We start from the raw sequence: 18,280 nt of genomic DNA on the forward strand, positions 1-18,280 counted from the left end.
CATGCGAGAACTATTCGAATCGACGATCGAGCGCCTGCTCGCCGATCTGGCGACACCGGAATACGTACAAGGCTGCGAAGGTGGTGAGTGGCCTGCGCAGCTCTGGGCTGCGGTGGAAGAGTCCGGGTTTGCGCTGGCTGCTGTTCCAGAATCCCTTGGCGGAGCGCAAGCAGGGTGGGGCGATGTCTATGTATTGGCGCGCGCTGCTGGACGGTACGCCGCGCCTGTGCCGCTGGGCGAAGCGCTACTGGCCAACTGGTTGCTGGGTAAGGCCGGGCTTGAGCCGCGGACCGCGGCCATCAGTTTTTCAGCCAATGCGCAGCTGAGCCTGACTGACGGGGTGGTACACGGCACCGTGCGAGACGTGCCGTGGGGCCGTCATGTCGAGTCGCTGGTCGCTATAGCCGACGCGGGTAGCGAGACGCCCAGCGTCGTATTGCTGTCGGTAGCAAGTGCAGCCGGTCAGACGCTGAGCCTGAACGTCGCGGGCGAGCCTCGAGATACTCTGCATTTCAGCAACGCCCAGGTGCTGGCTTGCGCTGCGTTGCCTGGCGAGCTGTCTGCCGATGTGCTGCTGTTGGGTGGCGCAATGCTGCGCTCGGCGCAGATCGCAGGCGCCTTGCATGCACTGCTGGACATGACATCCGGCTACGCCACCGAGCGCTCGCAGTTCGGGCGGCCAATCGGCGCATTTCAGGCCATCCAGCAGCAGCTTGCGGTATTTGCCGAACAGACGGCCGCCGCGAACGTCGCTGCCGAGGCTGGCTTTGCTGAGTCGGATGCCGCATTTGCGGGGCTGACCATTGCGGCTGCGAAGGTCAGTTGCGCCGAGGCGGCCAGCGCTGGCGCAGGCATCGCCCATTCGGTGCACGGTGCCATCGGCTTTACTCAGGAATATTCGCTGCATCTGTTTTCCCGCCGGCTTTGGGCCTGGCGCAGCGAGTTCGGCTCGGCCAGCGTCTGGAGCCAGCGCATCGGCCAGATGGTCTGCTCAGCAGGTAGCGGAGGCTATTGGCCGCTGATCACGGGCCATGCCAGCCAGTCGCTATCAACCCTTGCGGAGAAACCGTTATGAGTGCATTTCTGCAAATCGAGCGTGATGACGGCATCGTCACCGTTCGCATGAACCATCCCGAAACCCGCAATGCGTTAACTTCCCCCGAGCAAATTCAGGAGTTCGTCGATCTCTGTGCTCAGTTGCGCAGCGACCGCACGGCGCGGGTAATGGTGTTGACCGGCAATGGCAGTGCTTTTTGTGCAGGTGGCAATGTGAAGGACATGCGCGACCGCGCGGGTATCTTCGCCGGTTCACCGTATGAGCTGCGCAACACCTATCGTGACGGTATTCAAAGGATCCCGCTGGCGTTGTATGAGCTGGATATACCCATAATCGCCGCGGTCAACGGCCCGGCGATCGGCGCCGGTCTCGACTTGGCCTGTATGTGCGACATCCGTCTGGCTGCGAGCTCGGCGCTCTTTGCTGAAAGCTTCGTGCGCCTTGGCATCGTTCCGGGAGATGGCGGCGCCTGGTTGCTGCCGCGAATCATCGGAATCCCCAAGGCCAGCCTGATGGCGTTCACCGGCGACACCATCAATGCTGCGAAAGCATTGGAATGGGGCCTGGTGGAGCAAGTCTGCACCCACGAAACGCTGCAAGCCGAAGCGCAGGCGCTGGCGCAGCGGATCGCCGCCAATCCAGGGCACGCGCTACGGCTGTGCAAGCGCCTGCTGCGCGAAGGCCAACATATGCGACTCGACTCATTGCTGGAGCTGTCCGCGGCGTACCAGTCCTTGGCGCATCACACCGAAGATCATCAGGAAGCGGTGGCTGCCTTCGTCGAGAAGCGTAACCCTGACTACCTGGATCGCTGATCAGCGCTGTTTGCCGAAGCAACGAAGAATTTGGGAGTAGTAATGATGCGTGGCGTTTTCCGCGAAGATCACAATATGTTCCGCGAAATGGTCCGGCGTTTCGTCGATCGCGACATTGTGCCGAACCTGCATGAGTGGGAAAAGAACGGCATCGTGCCCAAGGAGCTCTGGCTCAAGGCCGGCGAATTGGGGCTGCTCTGTTCGACCGTACCTGAAGAGTACGGCGGCTCCGGTGGCGACTTTGGCCACTCCGCCGTCATGATCGAGGAGCTTGCGCGGGCCAACGCGACCGCAGTCGGATTTACCACTCATTCGGAAATCGTCGCGCCCTATATCGTCGCTTATGGCAGTGAAGAGCAGAAACAGAAGTGGCTTCCGCGCATGGTCAGCGGTGAGCTGATCGGTGTCATCGCCATGAGCGAACCGGGCATCGGCAGCGACCTGCGTTCGATGCGCACACTGGCGCGACGTGATGGCGATGACTACATCGTTTCCGGACAGAAAACCTTCATTACCAACGGCAGCAATGCCGGGTTGATCGTTACGGCGACCAAGCTCGATCCGGCCGCTAAAGAGCTGACGCTGATTTGTATCGAAGAAGAGCGAGAGGGGTTTTCCAAAGGGCGGCGGCTGGAAAAAATCGGCCTCAAAGGCCAGGACACCGCCGAGCTGTTCTTCGATGAAGTGCGGGTCCCGGCCGCTAATCGCTTGGGAGAGGAGGGCATGGGCTTCAAGTACCTGACTCATCAGCTCGCATGGGAGCGGCTGATCATCGCGATCCGCGCGGCGCAGTCAATTGATACGCTGCTGCAGGAAACCATTGATTACACACGCGAGCGCAAAGTGTTCGGCAAGCCGGTGCTGGACTTCCAGAACACGCGCTTCAAGCTGGCGGAGGCCAAGGCGCAGGCGACCATGCTGCGGGTGTTCGTTGATGATTGCCTGGAAAAGGTCATGCGTGGGGAGCTTGCACCTGACGTCGCAGCCATGGCGAAACTGCTGGGCTCCGAAATGCAGGGCAAATTGCTCGATGAGTTCCTTCAGCTTCATGGCGGCTACGGATTCATGAGCGAATACAAGATTAGCCGTGCCTGGGTCGATGCCCGAGTGGCGCGTATTTATGGCGGCACATCTGAAATCATGAAAGAAATTATTGGCCGCGCTTTGTGACATCCCCGAATGCCAACCAGCGGGACCCTAGGAGAATGACACCCATGGGCTTCTATCGAGTCTTTCTTGCTTTGTGCCTGAGTGCGGTTTCGATGCTGAGCCTTGCCCAGCCCGTCAGCCAGGCGGACGACTATAGCGCCGAGGCCGAGCGCGCCAAGGCGCTGTTGGGCAAGGCCGTGGCGGCGTACCAGGCGGAAGGCGACAAGGCGTTGGCCAAGTTCAGCCGACAAGGCGATTACATCGATGGTGAGCTCTACATCTACGTTGTCGATACATCCGGGGTGATGCTCGCCAGTGGTGGCCCTTCCGCGAAGCTGATCGGCAAGCAGGTCACCAATGTTCTGGATGAGGACCTGAAGGCTGCGTTCGAAGCCGCATTGAAGGAGCCCGAAGACGGCACGCTGCGCAGCGCGGATTACCGTTGGTGGAACTGGCAGCATGGCAAGGTCGAACGCAAGCAGGTGTTCTACCAGCGAGTTGGCGACCGCGTCATTTCGGTCGGCTACTACATGCCTCGCTCCAGCAGTGAAGCGGCAGAAGAGCTGCTGGAAAAAGTTGCCAGCGAAGTAAAGGCCGATCCGAAGTCGACTTTTGGCCGAATCAACAAGCATGACCAAGCGCTGAGCCAGGATGACCTCTATGCGTTCGTCGTTGATTTGAACACCAAGAAGTTTATTGCCCATGGCTTCATACGACGCTTGGTAGGCACCGACTTCCAGGCGTTACGTTCCGCCGACGGCCAGCCGATAGGCAAACAGATGCTGCAGGCGATGGCGCAGGGCGATACCGGGGAAGTCTCCTATATATGGCGCAACCCTGTAACCGGCCAAACCGAGTACAAGAAGACCTTTTTGAAAAAGGTTGATCACTATGCCGTTGCAGTAGGTTCGTATGAAAAGTCGATGAAGCTTGATCGATAGGCAGGCGGCCGACGCGGGCCTGGATGGCAGAGGGGGCGGATCGATGACCGATCTGGTATTGCTTCACGGCGGGCAGCACGGGTCTTGGTGCTGGAAGTTTTTTGTCGACGCGATCAAGCAGCGCGAGCCGCTGTTCGATCGGGTGATCTGTCTTGATATGCCTGGTTGCGGCACGAAACGTGGCCGGGATGTATCGACGCTGACCCTTGGCGACATCGTCAAAGAACTCAACGACGAGTTGAGAGCTGCAAACGTTCGCGACGCCGTGCTGCTCGGCCACTCAATTGCGGGTGTTCTGTTGCCATTGATGGTCATCGAAGATCAGTCGCTCTACTCACGGCTTGTCTACCTCGCAACGGCGGTACCGGCCGAGGGTCAATCGATCATGCAACTGCTCGGATCGTCCTTGCATGGCCAGAACTCGGAAGAGGTTGGTTGGCCTATGAATCCTCTCACTACCCCGCCAGCTGACATGCAGAAAGCAATGTTCGGTGCCGATATGACCGACGCGCAGCTTGCATGGTTGCTGGAAGAGGCTACCGACGACGTTACGCCTCCTGCAGTAGCCACCGAGCCAGCGGTCCGAGAAGGCTATGCAAATACGGTGCCTTCGGTTTACATCCTAACGTCCAGGGATGGCATTTTGCCGCCTGAATGGCAGCGTAGGTTCGCTGAAAGATTAGGCTGTGAGCACCTCATCGAAATCGATACGCCACATGAACCTTTTGTAACTGATCCTGAATTGCTGGGCGCTACACTGGCTGATTGGATGGATTAGTCGATAATCCTGATTTTATGGGCTAAGCATCGGTATTGCTGGCCTTAGCCTTGATCAGCTAAAGCGACGGCATTATTTAAACGTTTTCGTTGATAACGCCTAAAAAAGCTCCGAGTGGTAGTGGCGCTAGGGCCAGCTAAAGCCTATCTTGAGTCTTGGACATTCACCCTCACACAGAATAAAAGGGGCATGAGCCATGAAAATGTTGCGTATTGCGATGTTTAGCACTTTCTGCTTTTTTGTCACTTCATCCCAGGTAGGCCGGCAAGTGCATACTTCCGTTGAGATAACGGCGGGTGTTGGATGTTCGAACGAGCACCCATGCTTTTATGCACTACCACCAGTAGTCTCCCTTTCAGGCCTGTTTTTCTAGTAGCTCGCATTTGCTGCACTATGGCGTAATCATCCATCCTAGGCCTATCCGTCTCACAGGCGGTCGGTGGTCGGTGGTCGGTGCGGTCGCCATCGGGTCACCGTGAAACATGCCCATTAGTCGTTGCTGCATTAGACAATCGGCCGGTAGCTGGTCATTGTCGTGGGGCTTGGGCGGGGGGGGTTAGTCACAGATGCGGATGAGTGTCGTGAAAGTGCGGTATTGGTTGGGCGACTTCAATGACTCCAGCTATTCGCGAAGCAATAAATGACACATCCGTTTATCTCCTATCGATCAAGCCGCCTCACCCATGATTGGGCGCTCTGAAATGGGTTTTGCGCGACGTTGGCTAGTCTAAGTGCGGCGTTAGCGGGTTACTGAGGGTCACCAGGTGAGCGCGCCACGCAGCCTCAAACGAAACCGGGCCGAGCTTGCGGACTTCCTGCGCAGCCGCCGTGAACGCATTACGCCCGAGGAAGTGGGGCTTCCGTCGGGCGGCAGGCGACGTACGCCGGGACTTCGACGTGAGGAGGTCGCGGCTCTGGCTGGGGTGGGTTTGTCCTGGTACACCTGGCTCGAGCAGGGGCGGGAGATCGGCGTTTCGGCAGCATTTCTCGAGAATCTCTCTAGGACGCTCAAACTGGATGCGACAGAGCGTCGCCATCTGTTTCTATTGGCCCACCAGCGATTGCCACCGGAGCCTGGTAAAACTTGGTGCGTGGTGCCGCCGCTGATTCACAGATTGATAGCCGATCTGCCGATGCGCCCAGCGTATGTTTTGAACCTGCGCTGGGACGTACTCGCCTGGAATGCGGCGGCCGACAGGGTGTTCAGCTTCTCTAGTTTTCCAGTCGAGCGCCGCAACCTGCTCTGGCTGCTGTTCACCGCACCTACGATTCGGACCCTGTTTGATCCTTGGGACGATCAGGCACTGCAGATCCTTTCAAGTTTCCGCCGCGACTTCGTCAGGGCGCCGCTCGATCCGGACATCGGCACGCTGGTCAAGGATCTGGAAAAGGTCGATACGGAATTCAGGACCTGGTGGCGTCAGCACGACATCCACGGTCCTTGCCAGGGTGTACGGCACTTGCGAATCCCGGACATTGGGCTGGTAGTGTTCGACCATACGTCTCTTACAATCGATGTCGACCGCGATCTACGTCTGGTTTATTACGCGGCGAGGGAAGGGCCAGCCGCAAGCCGGCTATTTGAACAATGGCTGACCGACGAGGTCGGCGTCACCAGCATGGGGAATGAGCCGCTCACCAATGACCGTGGCCCGCGAGCGCCCGAGGTGCCAGGAGACCCGTCCGCGCTATCTGCGGCGTCTTCCTCTGCTGGTGAGATGGTGCTCTCGCTTCAGTCCCCAAGCGCATTGAGATAGCCAATCAGGGCGCGCGGAATCTCCTGTAGCCAGATCCGCTCCAGGCTTTCGTCCGTCTCTGGAGCCGAATGGAACATCCCGGATGGTATGGATAACAGAACCGCACTATAGGCGCGCAAATCTTCGGCACTTGCGTCGGGCAACCTCATGTGGAGAACCTTTTCGTAGATGGAACGCACTGCGGCGCGAAGCGCTGGCGAATGAAGCTGCCGATCGCCTAGGGTCGGGCTGAGCAGCAACTGGATATCCCGGTGACGAGCAATGTATTCAAGAAAGGGAACGATGAGCCGTTCCACCATCTGCGCTGTAGAAAGGCGCTTCCAGACGTGATCGTCGATCTGCTCCAGTCGCTTGGTGATGGTACACAGCGCGTCGGTGTGACGCTGATTGAGGGCGGCGAGGACGCTCTGTTTGTCTGGAAAGAAGTGATAAAGCGAGCCAATGGAGGTGCCCGCCTCCTTGGCAAGACGATGCATGGTAAGGCCCGCTTCGCCGTCACGCTGCAACACTCTCGCGCAGGCATCCAGAATGGCGGTGACACGCTCGTGCCCGCGATCCTGTAGTGGTTTGCGTGGCGTCCGGCCAGCTTTCGATGGACGCGTGAGGGGCGGTATTTCTGTGGTCATGCTCTGAATGCTAGCGGAAGACGCTGAGGTGTGCAGCATTACTAGACATAATATTCTAGTTTGTTAGCATGCCAAACTTTACGACTAGATCGATTCGCATGACCCAGTCTCCGTATTTGAAGCCCAACCTGAATTGGGAGCCTCCTGAACCGTCCGTCCAGGCCCGGTTCGCTGTCGACTCCGGTGTACCGCAATCCGGTCAGGCTCGCTTACGCAGTCGTCACTGTGCTGGTGGATCATTAATGAAATATCGCACCCAGTTCCGCTCAGGACTGCTGACCCTGCTGTTGGTCGCTTGCGCTGCGGCGGAAGCCGATACGCTGTCGATCAAAGCGGAAAACGACATCATCTCCTCGGGAAGCGATGGTCATTACAGCAACGGGCTTGAAGTGATCTGGGGCTTCGAGCCTGAACAGAATCACTGGACTCGTAGTATTGCTGATCTCATCCCAGGGTGGTCGGAGAGCGCGGTGGACAACGTCGCCTACCGTTTCGGCCACCAGATATATACCCCCGAGGAAATCGAAAACCATGGACTGATAGGGGACGATCGCCCATATGCCGGGCTGATGTTCGCGGGGGTTTCGCTGTTTTCTGGCGTTCAGCATGAGGGCTGGCGTTCGGCCGAAGAACTGCACTTGGACGTCGGTATCGTCGGCCCGGCAGCAGGCGGCAAGCGGCTGCAGCGCGCCGTGCACAAGGTCACCGGAAGCGACGAGCCCAATGGCTGGGAGCATCAGCTGGATAACGAAGCCTTTGTCAATCTCGCCTACCAGCACCGCTGGTGGCTGCAGGAGCGTATAGGCGGGCTGGAACTGGAGTACGGCCCTAGCCTCGGCTTCTCGCTCGGAAATTTGTACACCTATGCATCTGCGAGCGTGGGGGCGAGGCTCGGACAGAACCTGCAGCGCAGCTTCAGCATTCCTTCGGTTACGCCAGGGCAAAGCGGTAGCCAGTACTTCCGCCCGGGTAGCGGGTTTGGGTGGTACGGCTTTGCCAATCTCGAGGGCCGCTATATGGCGCAGAACATGCTACTTGACGGCAACACCTTTGAGGACAGTCATTCGGTGGATCGCCGCGACCAGGTCGGCGATGCCAAGCTTGGCATCGCACTGACGTGGAGCCGCTGGCAACTGGCATTCGCCAGCGTCTGGCGCACTCGCGAGTTCAATGGGCAGCAGGAACACGACCATTTCGGTTCGATCACGCTCTCGACTTGGTTGTAATTCATATGCGAGGTGTACCCACCCAAGTAAACCGCCCCATTAGGAAGAATTGGTAATGGACGAATTGAACGTGATGCTTTTCATTTTGCTGGTGGCGTTTCTGACGATGACGGTCGGGTTTGCCGCGCGCGAAAGGGATTGGGGGGCTGCATTGATCGGGTTGGGCATCGTCGGTGTGATGTCGGTGCTGGGATACAAGATGTACATCACCTTTGGCGGAGCGTGAGAGCACCGTGTCTTTGGCGAATAAACCAATTCGGTGTTCCGGCGCGAGTCTCTCAGACTGCATTGAGGTATCCGTGCTCCGGTTGGACGCTTCCTCGGCCAAATTTTCGAAGACGCTTAGCTTGAATGTTCAACTAGTTCTGCTTTGCGGGCGGCGTTATGCCGGGACGTTGTGGCAGGGGGCATTTCTCCTGCTTCTGCTCCTGATGCTGGGCGGCTGCGCCGGGGTCAAGGTATCCGCCCTTGAAACCAGGGACTACATGTCCCTGCGCCGCGGGGATGTGCTGAGCACGGGGCGACTCAGCACTTCGGTGGGTGCCGCGCTGCAGGTGGTTGGTATCGACCGGGACGAATGTACGGCAGCCGCTGAAGTCTGCCTTCGAACGCTGGGCAAGTCGAAGGCTTTAGGTGACGAGCAGCGCCTGTCGGTATTGGCCGAGCTCTGGCTGCAGGAGGCGTTGCGGTTGGATCGATTGGACCATAGTGATGCACAGACCGACGCCATGCTGGATGCGTATCTGGAAAGTGCCCGGCACGCCTACGCTTATCTATTCATGACCGAGCGCACATTGGGGCAGAGGGCCTTGGATGACCGCCAGACCCAGGTTCGCGATTATTACAATTTCTCTGTGCAACAGGCGTTGACCGGACTGTTTGAGCGTTATCGGGGCAATCCGCCGGAGACTGGCGAAGGCAAGGGCGTCTTCGTGATGCAGAACGGTCGTTGGCAGATTCAGGGTACGGTTGGCGATGTTCGCCTAGCCGGCGGCCGAGACCTGCCGAAGGCGTTGATACCGGCTGCTTCTCTTTCATTCAAGGGCTTACGAAACCAGTATCGACGCGACGGTCTGGGGGCCGAATTGGTCGCGATGACAGACCGCCGGGTCGTGACGAAGGACAGCGCGGAACTGGCCTGGAGCGAGACGCCGTTTCCCGCCGTCACCGCGGTGGTGAGTTTTCCGGGGACAACCCTGGACGAGGTTCTGAGCACGCAAAAGGTACATATCGTCGGTTACGACCCTTTTCGCCAGAATAGCATCTCGCTAGCCGGGCGCGAGATCCCACTGGCGGGCAGCTTCACATCTGGCTACGGGCTCTGGCTGGCCCGTTCGGGATTTGCTACCCAGTCGTTGCTGACCTTGGTGGGCAGGGGCGAGGTACTGGAAAAGCCGCATGTCTATCTGATGCAGCCCTATGATCCGAATCGCCGAATCATTGTCATGCTCCATGGCCTGGCCAGCAGTCCGGAAGCCTGGATCAATGTCGCCAACGAGGTGTTGGGTGACGAAACCTTGCGGCAGCACTACCAAATCTGGCAGGTGTATTACCCGACCAACGCGCCGTTGGCATTCAACAACAAAGCGATCCGTACGGCCATTGAACAGACCCTTGAGCACTTCGATCCGAGCGGAACGGCCCAGGCCTCTCGGGATATGGTGGTGATTGGGCACAGCATGGGTGGGGTGCTGTCGCGGCTGATGCTGTCGTCTTCCGGGGATCGACTGTGGGACGCCCTGCTGGAGAGGTATCCGCTCCATGGGCGCAGGCTCGAGCGGGTGCAGAAGGAGGTCGGCCCCTATGTGAGGTTTGAGCCCTTGCCCGACGTCAGCCGTGCGATTTTCGTCGCGGCGCCTCACCGCGGCACGCCTTTCGCCGAGAACCGCATTTCGCGCTGGGCTGCGGGCCTGGTCAAGCTGCCGGTCTCGGTGCTCGGGCGGATCACAGACGTCGCGCAGTTACTGGTCGTCCCGGATTCGGCCGATGCCGAGGTGCTGACCCGGCCAGTCAACAGCATCGATAACCTCAGCAGCAACGATCCTTTCGTCAGGCTGAGTGCTGAGCTGCCCATCTCGCCTATGGTCCGCTACCACTCGATCATCGGCAACTACACCCCCGCGCTGTCACTGCTGGATTCCAGCGATGGTGTGGTGCCGTATTCCAGCTCTCATCTGGCTGGGGCGGAGTCGGAAATCGTAATTCCTTTCGGCCATAGTGTGCAGGAGACTCCCGAAGCCATCATGGAAATTCGCCGCATCCTGCACGTTCATCTACAGCAGGCAGACGGCGACCGGTTCGCAAGACCGGCGCCATGACCTGGCGTTTTTATCCGCGGATACTGGCTTCGCTAGCAATGCTGCTGGCTACAGCCTGGGGCGCCATGGCGTTGTGGTACCAGTTGCCGATGACCGCAGCGGGCAAGAGCGCGTCGATTGCTCTGTGGTGCCTCCTTGCCTCGACGCTGCTCATCGCGCTCTGGCGGCTGCGGCCCTGGATAGCGATCTGCGGCTATCTGTCCCTGTTTGCGCTATTGCAGGTCTGGTGGAGCTCCTTGGAACCCTCGAACCATCGGGTCTGGACCGACGATCTGATAAAAATGACCTACGGGCGTGCGGACGGCAGTCAGGTAACCTTGCACAACGTGCGCAATTTCGACTGGCGTAGCGACGAGGACTATGATGCTCGCTGGGAAACACGCCGCTATGATCTGGACCGGCTGGCCTCGATCGATCTGGCGACTTCCTACTGGGGCATGCCGGCGATCGCACACGTACTGGTGTCATTCGGTTTCGATGACGGCCGGTTCCTTGTGTTCACCGTGGAGATCCGTAAGGAGCGCGGCGAACGCTATTCCGAGATCGGTGGGTTCTTCAAGCAGTTCGAGCTCAGTATCGTGGCTACGGACGAGAGGGATGCGCTGCGGGTGCGCACAAACGTCCGCGGCGAGGATGTCTATCTCTACCGGGTGAATATGCCTCCGGACGCAATGCGCGAGCTGTTCCTGTCCTATCTCGAACAGGCCAACCAATTGAACAAAACAGCGCGGTTCTACAATACCGTTACTGCCAACTGCACCACTATCGTCTTCGATATGATGCGGCAAATAGTCAGCGGATTGCCGTTTGATTACAGACTGCTGCTCACAGGCTATCTACCCGGATATCTCCAGGATGTCGGCGGTTTGGAGCAGAGTTTCAGCCTACAGGAGTTGCGCCAGCGGGGACGAATAACCGAACGGGCTCGGCGGGCAGGTGACGATACGGACTTTTCCCGGTTGATCCGCGAGGGTGTGCCTGGGTGGTGAGGTGCGGCCAGCATTCGTTGCGCACCAGAGCCTAACCTCTGTGCTAGACCTGCCGGTGCCCCTAAGCCAAGAAAATGCCGGCTTCGTCGAGGGACCTTACATTGGCTAAGCGCCACCGCTCGAGTTGAAGGTATTCGTCGATGACGATTCTGTTGACGCTTGACGACGACCCGGATCGCAATTGATTCCCTGAGCGCGCTGCTGAGGGAATCCCTGCTTCTTCAGCGCGTCAGGGAATGGCCGGAGAATGAAGGCAAATCGCCCTCGCTCAGTTTCTACTCGAATATCTTATTTTCAGTTTAAACGTCCCCGGATTCTAGTGCCGGCGCTGCCCTGTAAAATACCTACCGCATCTTCCAATCTGCCGATGCCGCTGAATCCTCCGAATTCGGCAAAGTCGGCTGCAGCGGCCAGTTTGGGCCCCATGGAACCGGCAGGCAGATCGAGTGCACACCCCTCCTCCACGCTCAGGTTGCTGATCGCCGCTGCGCTGTCTTTGCCGAAATCCCGATAGATCGCATCGACATCGGTCAGCAGCAGCAGGGCATCGGCTTGGAGTTGTCGCGCCAGCAGGGCGCTGGCCGCGTCCTTATCAATGACCGCTTCAATACCTATCGTACTACCGTCTTCGCGGCGGAGTATGGGGATGCCCCCGCCGCCTGCGCAGATCACCACCACGCCCTGCTCCAATAGCAACTTGATCACCCGCATGTCGGTAATTTCCAGCGGCCTGGGTGACGGCACCACTCTGCGCCATTTATCGCCATCCTGGGCGATGTGCCAGCCGGCAGTTTTGGCCCGGCATTCGGCTTCGGCCCGTTCATACACGGGTCCAATGAATTTGGTCGGGTTATCGAACGCTGGGTCATGCTGATCCACCACCACCTGGGTCAGCAATGTGGCTACTGGTCGGTCGTGATTCAGCGCATTCTCCAGCTCCTGTTCGATGACGTAGCCAATCATGCCTTCAGTTTCAGCCCCCAACATATCTAGGGGATAGGCCTCGTCGGGTTTGTAGGCAGCGCCCTGCAAAGCCAGAAGCCCCACTTGGGGGCCGTTGCCATGGGTAATGACCAGTTGATGGCCAGCCTGCACGACGGCAGCCAGGCCTTGGGCGGCGACTCGCACATTGGCACGCTGGGTACGCGCGGTCAGAGGTTCACCGCGCTTCAAGAGGGCGTTGCCGCCCAAGGCTGCGACTACCAGCATGTCAGGCTCCCAGGGTGGCGACCAGCACCGCCTTGATGGTGTGCATACGGTTTTCCGCCTGATCGAAGACGATCGAGGCGGGGCTTTCGAAGACCTCGTCGGTGACTTCCATGGCGTCGATACCGAACTTCTGCTGAACCTCTTTGCCGAGGGTGGTTTCGGTGTTATGGAAGGCCGGTAGGCAATGCATGAAGTGCACCCGCGGGTTGCCGGTTTTCTCCATCAGCGCGGAATTGACCTGATAGGGCAGCAGCAACTTGATCCGCTCCGCCCATTTTTCATCGGGCTCGCCCATGGACACCCAGACATCGGTATAGACGAAATCGACACCAGCTACCGCGCTGTCGATATCCTCAGTGATCGTGATCCGGGCACCGGTGGTGCTGGCAATCCGCTGGGCTTCCTGTTGGATATCATCGTGCGGCCAGCAGGCCTTTGGGGCGCACAGGCGTACGTCCATACCCATTTTGGCGCCGCCGATCAGCAGGCTGTCACCCATGTTGTTGGCGGCATCACCAATGAAGACATAGGACATGTCACGCAGTGGCTTTTCCACGTGCTCCTGCATGGTCAGAAAGTCAGCCAGGATCTGCGTAGGGTGAAATTCATCCGTCAAGCCGTTGTAGACCGGCACGCCCGCATGCTCGGCCAACTCCTCGACCACTGCCTGGCCAAAGCCTCGGTATTCGATGGCATCATAGACGCGCCCCAGCACCCGGGCGGTGTCCTTAACTGATTCCTTGTGACCAATATGGGTGCCGGTCGGCCCGAGATAAGTGACTTTGGCACCTTGATCAAAGGCCGCCACCTCGAAGCCTACCCGGGTGCGGGTGGAGTCCTTTTCGAAGATTAGAGCGATTTCCTTGCCACACAACTGCGGCACTTCGGTGCCGGCATACTTGGCCGCTTTCAAGTCGGCTGCCAATTTCAGCAGAAAACCGATTTCGCGCGGGCTGAAATCCCGCAGCGTGAGAAAGTGTCGGCTTTTCAGATTGAAGGCCATTGCCATGCTCCTTGGGGATCAGATTGCGTCGCGTATGGTCGGGCAGCTCATGCAGCGTCCACCGCCCCGACCCCGGCCCAGCTCTGCGCCGGGGACTTTTAGTACTTCGATTCCGGCCATTTCCAGAGCGGCGTTGGTATCGTCATTACGGTCATAGCCAATGACCACACCCGGACTCAGGGCCAGCACGTTGTTGCCATCATTCCACTGCTCGCGCTCTCGCTCGGCAGGCGTGTCCCCCCCAGTCGGGATCACGGTGAGAGATTCATAGCCGAGCACCTCCGCGACGACGTCGAACATCGGCCGTGGATCCTGGTTGAACGTCAGGTGCTTGCTGCCCGTGCCGGGGCGCAGGTCATAACAGACCATTTGATCCGCGACTTCCTTGAAGGCGGTAACGACATTGCCGCCGCAGAAGGTAAACACCGTATCCAGGTGCATGGCTGCGCGGCTTTTGGGAATCTGGCAGGCCACTACGCGATTGACCGTGCCGCGCTCGAACAGGGCATTGGCCAACTGTCCGATCGCCTGGGGGGATGAACGCTCGCCCATGCCGACCAGCACGGTGCCATTGCCGACCGGCATGATGTCCCCGCCTTCCAGAGTGGCCAACGCGTGATCCTTGAGCGGGTCGCCCCATAGCAACTCGACCTTGCCGGAAAATGTTGGATGAAACCGATAGACGGCCGCCATCAGCAGGGTTTCTGGCTTGCGGGCGGCCCAGTACATGGGGTTCAGGGTGACGCCACCGTAGATCCAGGCGCTGTTGTCGCGGGTAAACAGGAAGTTCGGAAGGGGCGGCAGGACAAAGCCATAAGGCCCCAAGTGGTTGCCGAACAGACCGCTCGGATCGAATGGCAGATCATTCACCTGCAAGCCACCGATCAGGAAGTCGGCTAGGGTGTGCCCTAGCAGTTCGTCCATCCAGGCCCGCAAATCAGACACCATGCCGACGCCGATATGATTCCAGCTGATCCGGTGGTCAAGGATCCATCTTCGCGCTTCGGCGATGTCGAGGGTTTCGGCCAGCAGTTGATTGACGTCCAGCACCTCCACCCCTCGGGCACGCATCAGGTTCGCGAATACATCGTGATCCTTTTGCGCCTGCTTGACCCAGAACACATCATCAAACAACAGGGCGTCACAATTGCTGGGCGTTAACCTGCGATGGGCAAGGCCGGGTCGACAAACGATGACTTGCCGCAGAATACCTGTCTCGGAGTGAACACCAAGAGCATGTTCAGACATGTGCAACCTCATTTATCAGGGAATTACAGGAAGACACCGATGCTGATCACCAAGGTGATGAACACGGTCAGTATCGCCAGCAAGGGCCAGATGAATACGAGCCAGCGGTCATAGGAGACCCGACCTATGGCCAGGCCGCCGATCACCACCGCGAAGGTCGGGTTGATGAGATTCACCAGGCCGTTGGCTGATTGATAAGCCGTCACCACCAGGTCGCGGCTGACATTGGCAAAGTCCGCCAGGGGGGCAAGAATGGGCATCGACAGTACGGCAAGGCCGGATGACGAAGGCACGAGGAAGCTCATGCCTGTCTCGATCCAGAACATCAAGTTGATGAAGCCCAGTTCCGACATGTCGGCCAGGCGCATTTCAGCGCTGTGCAGAATCGTGTCGGCAATCATGCCCTGCTCCATGATGACAACGATGCCTCGCGCCAGACCAACGACCAGAGCCACCCCAAGCAGATCACGGGCACCGTCTACGAAGCTGCCGGTCAGCTTTTTCTCGCCTAGGCGGGCGACAAGGCCGGCGACGATCGCAGCACCTAGGAACAGTGCGCCCATCTTGTCCATCCACCAGCCCTGGGAGGAAACGCCCCAGATCATGACCACAAAGGTCAGTGCAAAGATCGACAGGACCAGTTTCTGGGTCAGGCTCAGCTTGACGTCGTCTAAATCGTCATGCCCCTGTAGAAAAATTTTGCGGTGGGCATCGCGCTGTTTGGCTACCACGGAGCGCGAAGGGTCGGCCTTGACTCGTTTGGCATAGCGCATCACGTAGGCGGCACAGATCACCAGCCCACCTACCAGCAGCACTAGACGCAGCAGCATGCCGTCCGTAAAGGGAATGCTCGCCGCATTGGAGGCGATGACGGTGGCGAATGGATTGATGGTCGAGCCCAGCACGCCGACTCCGGCGCCGATCAGAATCACCGCTACCCCGGTCACCGCATCGTAGCCGGCGGCAATGACGATCGGAATCAGAATGCCGTAAAACGCAAGGGTTTCCTCGGCCATGCCGTAAGTCGTGCCGCCAAGCGCGAACAGCGTCATCAGGATCGGAATCATCCAGATCTCTCGGCCTTCCAGATGTTGCATGACGCTGCGTATACCGGTGTCGATCGCACCGGTGGCATTTATTACCCCGAGAAAGCCGCCCAGAAACAGCACGAACAGCGCCACGTCGATGGCGTTGGCGACATAGCTTTCTGGATCATAAAAACCCGCAATGGGAGCCAGCATGACGTCCATAAAGCCCTGGGGGATGGGCTCGACCACTTGGTAAGTCCCTGGCACAGCCACTTCACGACCGACCTCTTCATTCATCACCCGCTCATACTTTCCGGCGGGAATAACCCAGCTCAGCGCAGCAACTAGGACGATCAGTAGCAGCAGGATGGTATAGGCCGTTGGAAAGCGGCTTGTCAGATCCTCTTCCGGGTTTTGCGAGGTAGTGTTTTCTTCAGCCATGGTGGCTCTCCTTCTCTGTGGCCTCACTGAAGACTGCGATAGCGAAGCTAGTGGTGCCGGTAGATCGGCAGTGATCCTTTCGATCAACGGTAGCGGGGAGATAAAAAACCGTCCAGTCGTTTGTTTTAGTGGCCGGCGTAAATGGCTCGGAGTTGATATAGATCTATCGATTGAGCAACAAATGCGGGAGTAGCATTCCTTCAAGCATCCCAGCTTTGCTGTGAGCATGGGGCGCGTAGCCAATGGCAATTGATAGCAGAGGTGAGGACAACGGCACCATCGCCGTCGGCGGGCCTAGCTCTCCGCCAGAGGTACTAAAGAGAGAGGGGTATACCGTTGTAGTTGAGGTGACCGCATCGGTTTGAATTCAGCGGCAATGGCTGGGAGGGTTAACCTGGAATGTAGACGTTTTTCGGAAACTGGATCTGGAGCGCACACGACAGCGTTATTGAACGCCCGCAGAAACTGGCGAGCCAAGTTCTGATCGGGGGCGATCAGATCCTATCAGTCAACACTTGCTTCGCACGATACGAGCATTTGTTTCCGAGTACACGCGGCAGCCAGTCACGCCATCTGTCCGATGGTTTTGCGAAAGCGTGCCAACGACAGGAAAAACAGCACCGTGCCGATCAGGGCCAGCGCCAGGAACGGCTGCCATACCGTCTCCAGTCCCGCACCCCGGTAGAGAATGGCCTGGCTCAATTCCACGAAATGGGTGGTGGGCGCGATCAGCATGATGTTCTGCACGATCTCGGGCATGCTTTCGCGCGGCGTGGTGCCCCCCGAGAGCATCTGCAGCGGCATGATGGTGAGCATCATCAACATGCCGAACTGCGGCATATTGCGCGCCAGCGTGGCGATGAAAATGCCCATCGACGTGGTGGCGAACAGGCTGAGTGCCGCTCCGGCGAAGAACAACGCAATGGAGCCATCGATGGGAACACCCAGGACGCCGCGCACCATGAGGTTGAGGGACAGGAAGGAGGCGATCAGCACGATCAGGGCCATCGACCAGACCTTGGAGAGCATGATCTGCGCGGGGGTGACCGGCATCACCAGTAGGTGCTCGATGGTGCCGTGCTCGCGCTCCCGGATCAGCGCCGCGCCGGTCAGGATGATGGACAACAGTGTGATGTGGTTGATGATCTGAACCACCGAACCGAACCAGGCCTTGTCGAGTGCGGGGTTGAACCGCGCACGCAAAGCCAGATCCACGGGTGGCGCGTCGGTTCCACGATAACGCTTGACGAACTCGTTGACTTCACCCGTGAAGATCTGTTGAACGTAACCGCTGCCGGTGAAGGCCTGACTCATGCGCGTAGCGTCGACATTGAGCTGCACGGCGGGCGATCGGCCCGCCAGCACGTCGCGCTGGAAGTTGGGCGGAATGACCAGCGCGAAGGTGTACTGCCCCGCATCCATGCCCGGGTCCACGTCCCCATAGTCGATCATGGCCGGCTGAGTGAACTGCGGTGGGTAGAACGCCGAGGCAATTCGCTGGGACAGCGCCGAATTATCCTCGTCGACGATGGCGATGGGCGCGTTGTGCAGCGTCTCCGGCATGGATGTGGCTGAGGTGTAGACCGACGCCGTGAACACATAGAGGATGAGCACGAGCATCATCGGATCGCGCCACAGACTCCACAGCTCCTTGACACCGAGGTCGTAGATATTGGCCAGGTTTCTTCTGCTCAT

General features: G+C 58.8%; 15 protein-coding genes and 1 pseudogene. 10 read left to right on the top strand and 6 right to left on the bottom strand.

Annotated features, from left to right (window positions below; genetic code table 11):
• Position 1 precedes the first annotated feature (1 nt).
• From KCX70_RS07050 to KCX70_RS07075, 6 genes and pseudogenes are all read left to right on the top strand, one after another.
• Entirely contained in the window at positions 2-1,075 is a 1,074-nt protein-coding gene (locus KCX70_RS07050; RefSeq protein WP_126190564.1) for an acyl-CoA dehydrogenase family protein, read from the top strand.
• A complete protein-coding gene (locus KCX70_RS07055; RefSeq protein ID WP_126190563.1) occupies positions 1,072-1,872 on the top strand; it encodes a crotonase/enoyl-CoA hydratase family protein in 801 nt (266 codons plus the stop codon). The genes KCX70_RS07050 and KCX70_RS07055 overlap by 4 nt, the downstream gene beginning before the upstream one ends.
• A gap of 45 nt (positions 1,873-1,917) precedes the next feature.
• On the top strand, positions 1,918-3,042 hold the full coding sequence (locus KCX70_RS07060; protein WP_126190618.1) for an acyl-CoA dehydrogenase family protein: 1,125 nt from the start codon (positions 1,918-1,920) through the stop codon (positions 3,040-3,042).
• A gap of 44 nt (positions 3,043-3,086) precedes the next feature.
• Complete coding sequence (locus tag KCX70_RS07065; protein ID WP_212619701.1) at positions 3,087-3,962, top strand: cache domain-containing protein; 876 nt, start codon at positions 3,087-3,089, stop codon at positions 3,960-3,962.
• Positions 3,963-4,005: 43 nt separating this feature from the next.
• Positions 4,006-4,740, top strand: coding sequence for an alpha/beta fold hydrolase (locus KCX70_RS07070; protein ID WP_212619702.1), 735 nt, complete (start codon positions 4,006-4,008; stop codon positions 4,738-4,740).
• A 764-nt stretch (positions 4,741-5,504) separates the two neighbouring features.
• Positions 5,505-6,344: pseudogene (locus tag KCX70_RS07075) on the top strand (helix-turn-helix transcriptional regulator); the annotation flags it as partial.
• A 128-nt stretch (positions 6,345-6,472) separates the two neighbouring features.
• Here KCX70_RS07075 and KCX70_RS07080 read toward each other — a convergent pair.
• Complete coding sequence (locus tag KCX70_RS07080) at positions 6,473-7,123, bottom strand: TetR/AcrR family transcriptional regulator (RefSeq protein WP_036997704.1); 651 nt, start codon at positions 7,121-7,123, stop codon at positions 6,473-6,475.
• A 242-nt stretch (positions 7,124-7,365) separates the two neighbouring features.
• Here KCX70_RS07080 and KCX70_RS07085 point away from each other — a divergent pair, with 242 nt between their 5' ends.
• From KCX70_RS07085 to KCX70_RS07100, 4 genes are all read left to right on the top strand, one after another.
• Positions 7,366-8,349 carry a lipid A deacylase LpxR family protein gene (locus tag KCX70_RS07085; protein WP_201487244.1) on the top strand — a complete coding sequence of 328 codons (984 nt, stop codon included), beginning with the start codon at positions 7,366-7,368 and terminating at the stop codon, positions 8,347-8,349.
• 55 nt (positions 8,350-8,404) lie between these two features.
• Positions 8,405-8,575 (top strand): hypothetical protein, encoded by a 171-nt coding sequence (locus KCX70_RS07090; protein ID WP_003289009.1) that lies wholly within the window; start codon positions 8,405-8,407, stop codon positions 8,573-8,575.
• Between the two features lie 73 nt (positions 8,576-8,648).
• Entirely contained in the window at positions 8,649-10,667 is a 2,019-nt protein-coding gene (locus KCX70_RS07095; protein WP_003289011.1) for an esterase/lipase family protein, read from the top strand.
• Positions 10,664-11,656, top strand: a complete 993-nt coding sequence (locus tag KCX70_RS07100; protein ID WP_003289013.1) for a DUF4105 domain-containing protein — start codon at positions 10,664-10,666, stop codon at positions 11,654-11,656. Before KCX70_RS07095 ends, KCX70_RS07100 begins: the two co-directional genes overlap by 4 nt.
• Positions 11,657-11,950: 294 nt before the next feature.
• On the opposite strand, the gene arcC is transcribed toward KCX70_RS07100, so the two are convergent.
• The 5 genes from arcC to KCX70_RS07125 form a co-directional block, all read right to left on the bottom strand.
• Complete coding sequence (gene arcC, locus KCX70_RS07105; RefSeq protein ID WP_212619704.1) at positions 11,951-12,865, bottom strand: carbamate kinase; 915 nt, start codon at positions 12,863-12,865, stop codon at positions 11,951-11,953.
• A 1-nt stretch (position 12,866) separates the two neighbouring features.
• Positions 12,867-13,868 (bottom strand): ornithine carbamoyltransferase, encoded by a 1,002-nt coding sequence (locus KCX70_RS07110; protein ID WP_212619705.1) that lies wholly within the window; start codon positions 13,866-13,868, stop codon positions 12,867-12,869.
• Between the two features lie 18 nt (positions 13,869-13,886).
• On the bottom strand, positions 13,887-15,116 hold the full coding sequence (locus KCX70_RS07115; RefSeq protein ID WP_212619706.1) for an arginine deiminase: 1,230 nt from the start codon (positions 15,114-15,116) through the stop codon (positions 13,887-13,889).
• A 23-nt stretch (positions 15,117-15,139) separates the two neighbouring features.
• Positions 15,140-16,585 carry a YfcC family protein gene (locus tag KCX70_RS07120; protein WP_212619707.1) on the bottom strand — a complete coding sequence of 482 codons (1,446 nt, stop codon included), beginning with the start codon at positions 16,583-16,585 and terminating at the stop codon, positions 15,140-15,142.
• Between the two features lie 564 nt (positions 16,586-17,149).
• Positions 17,150-18,280, bottom strand: a complete 1,131-nt coding sequence (locus tag KCX70_RS07125; protein WP_212619708.1) for an ABC transporter permease — start codon at positions 18,278-18,280, stop codon at positions 17,150-17,152.

The organism is Stutzerimonas stutzeri (assembly GCF_018138085.1).
Taxonomy (GTDB): domain Bacteria; phylum Pseudomonadota; class Gammaproteobacteria; order Pseudomonadales; family Pseudomonadaceae; genus Stutzerimonas; species Stutzerimonas stutzeri_AI.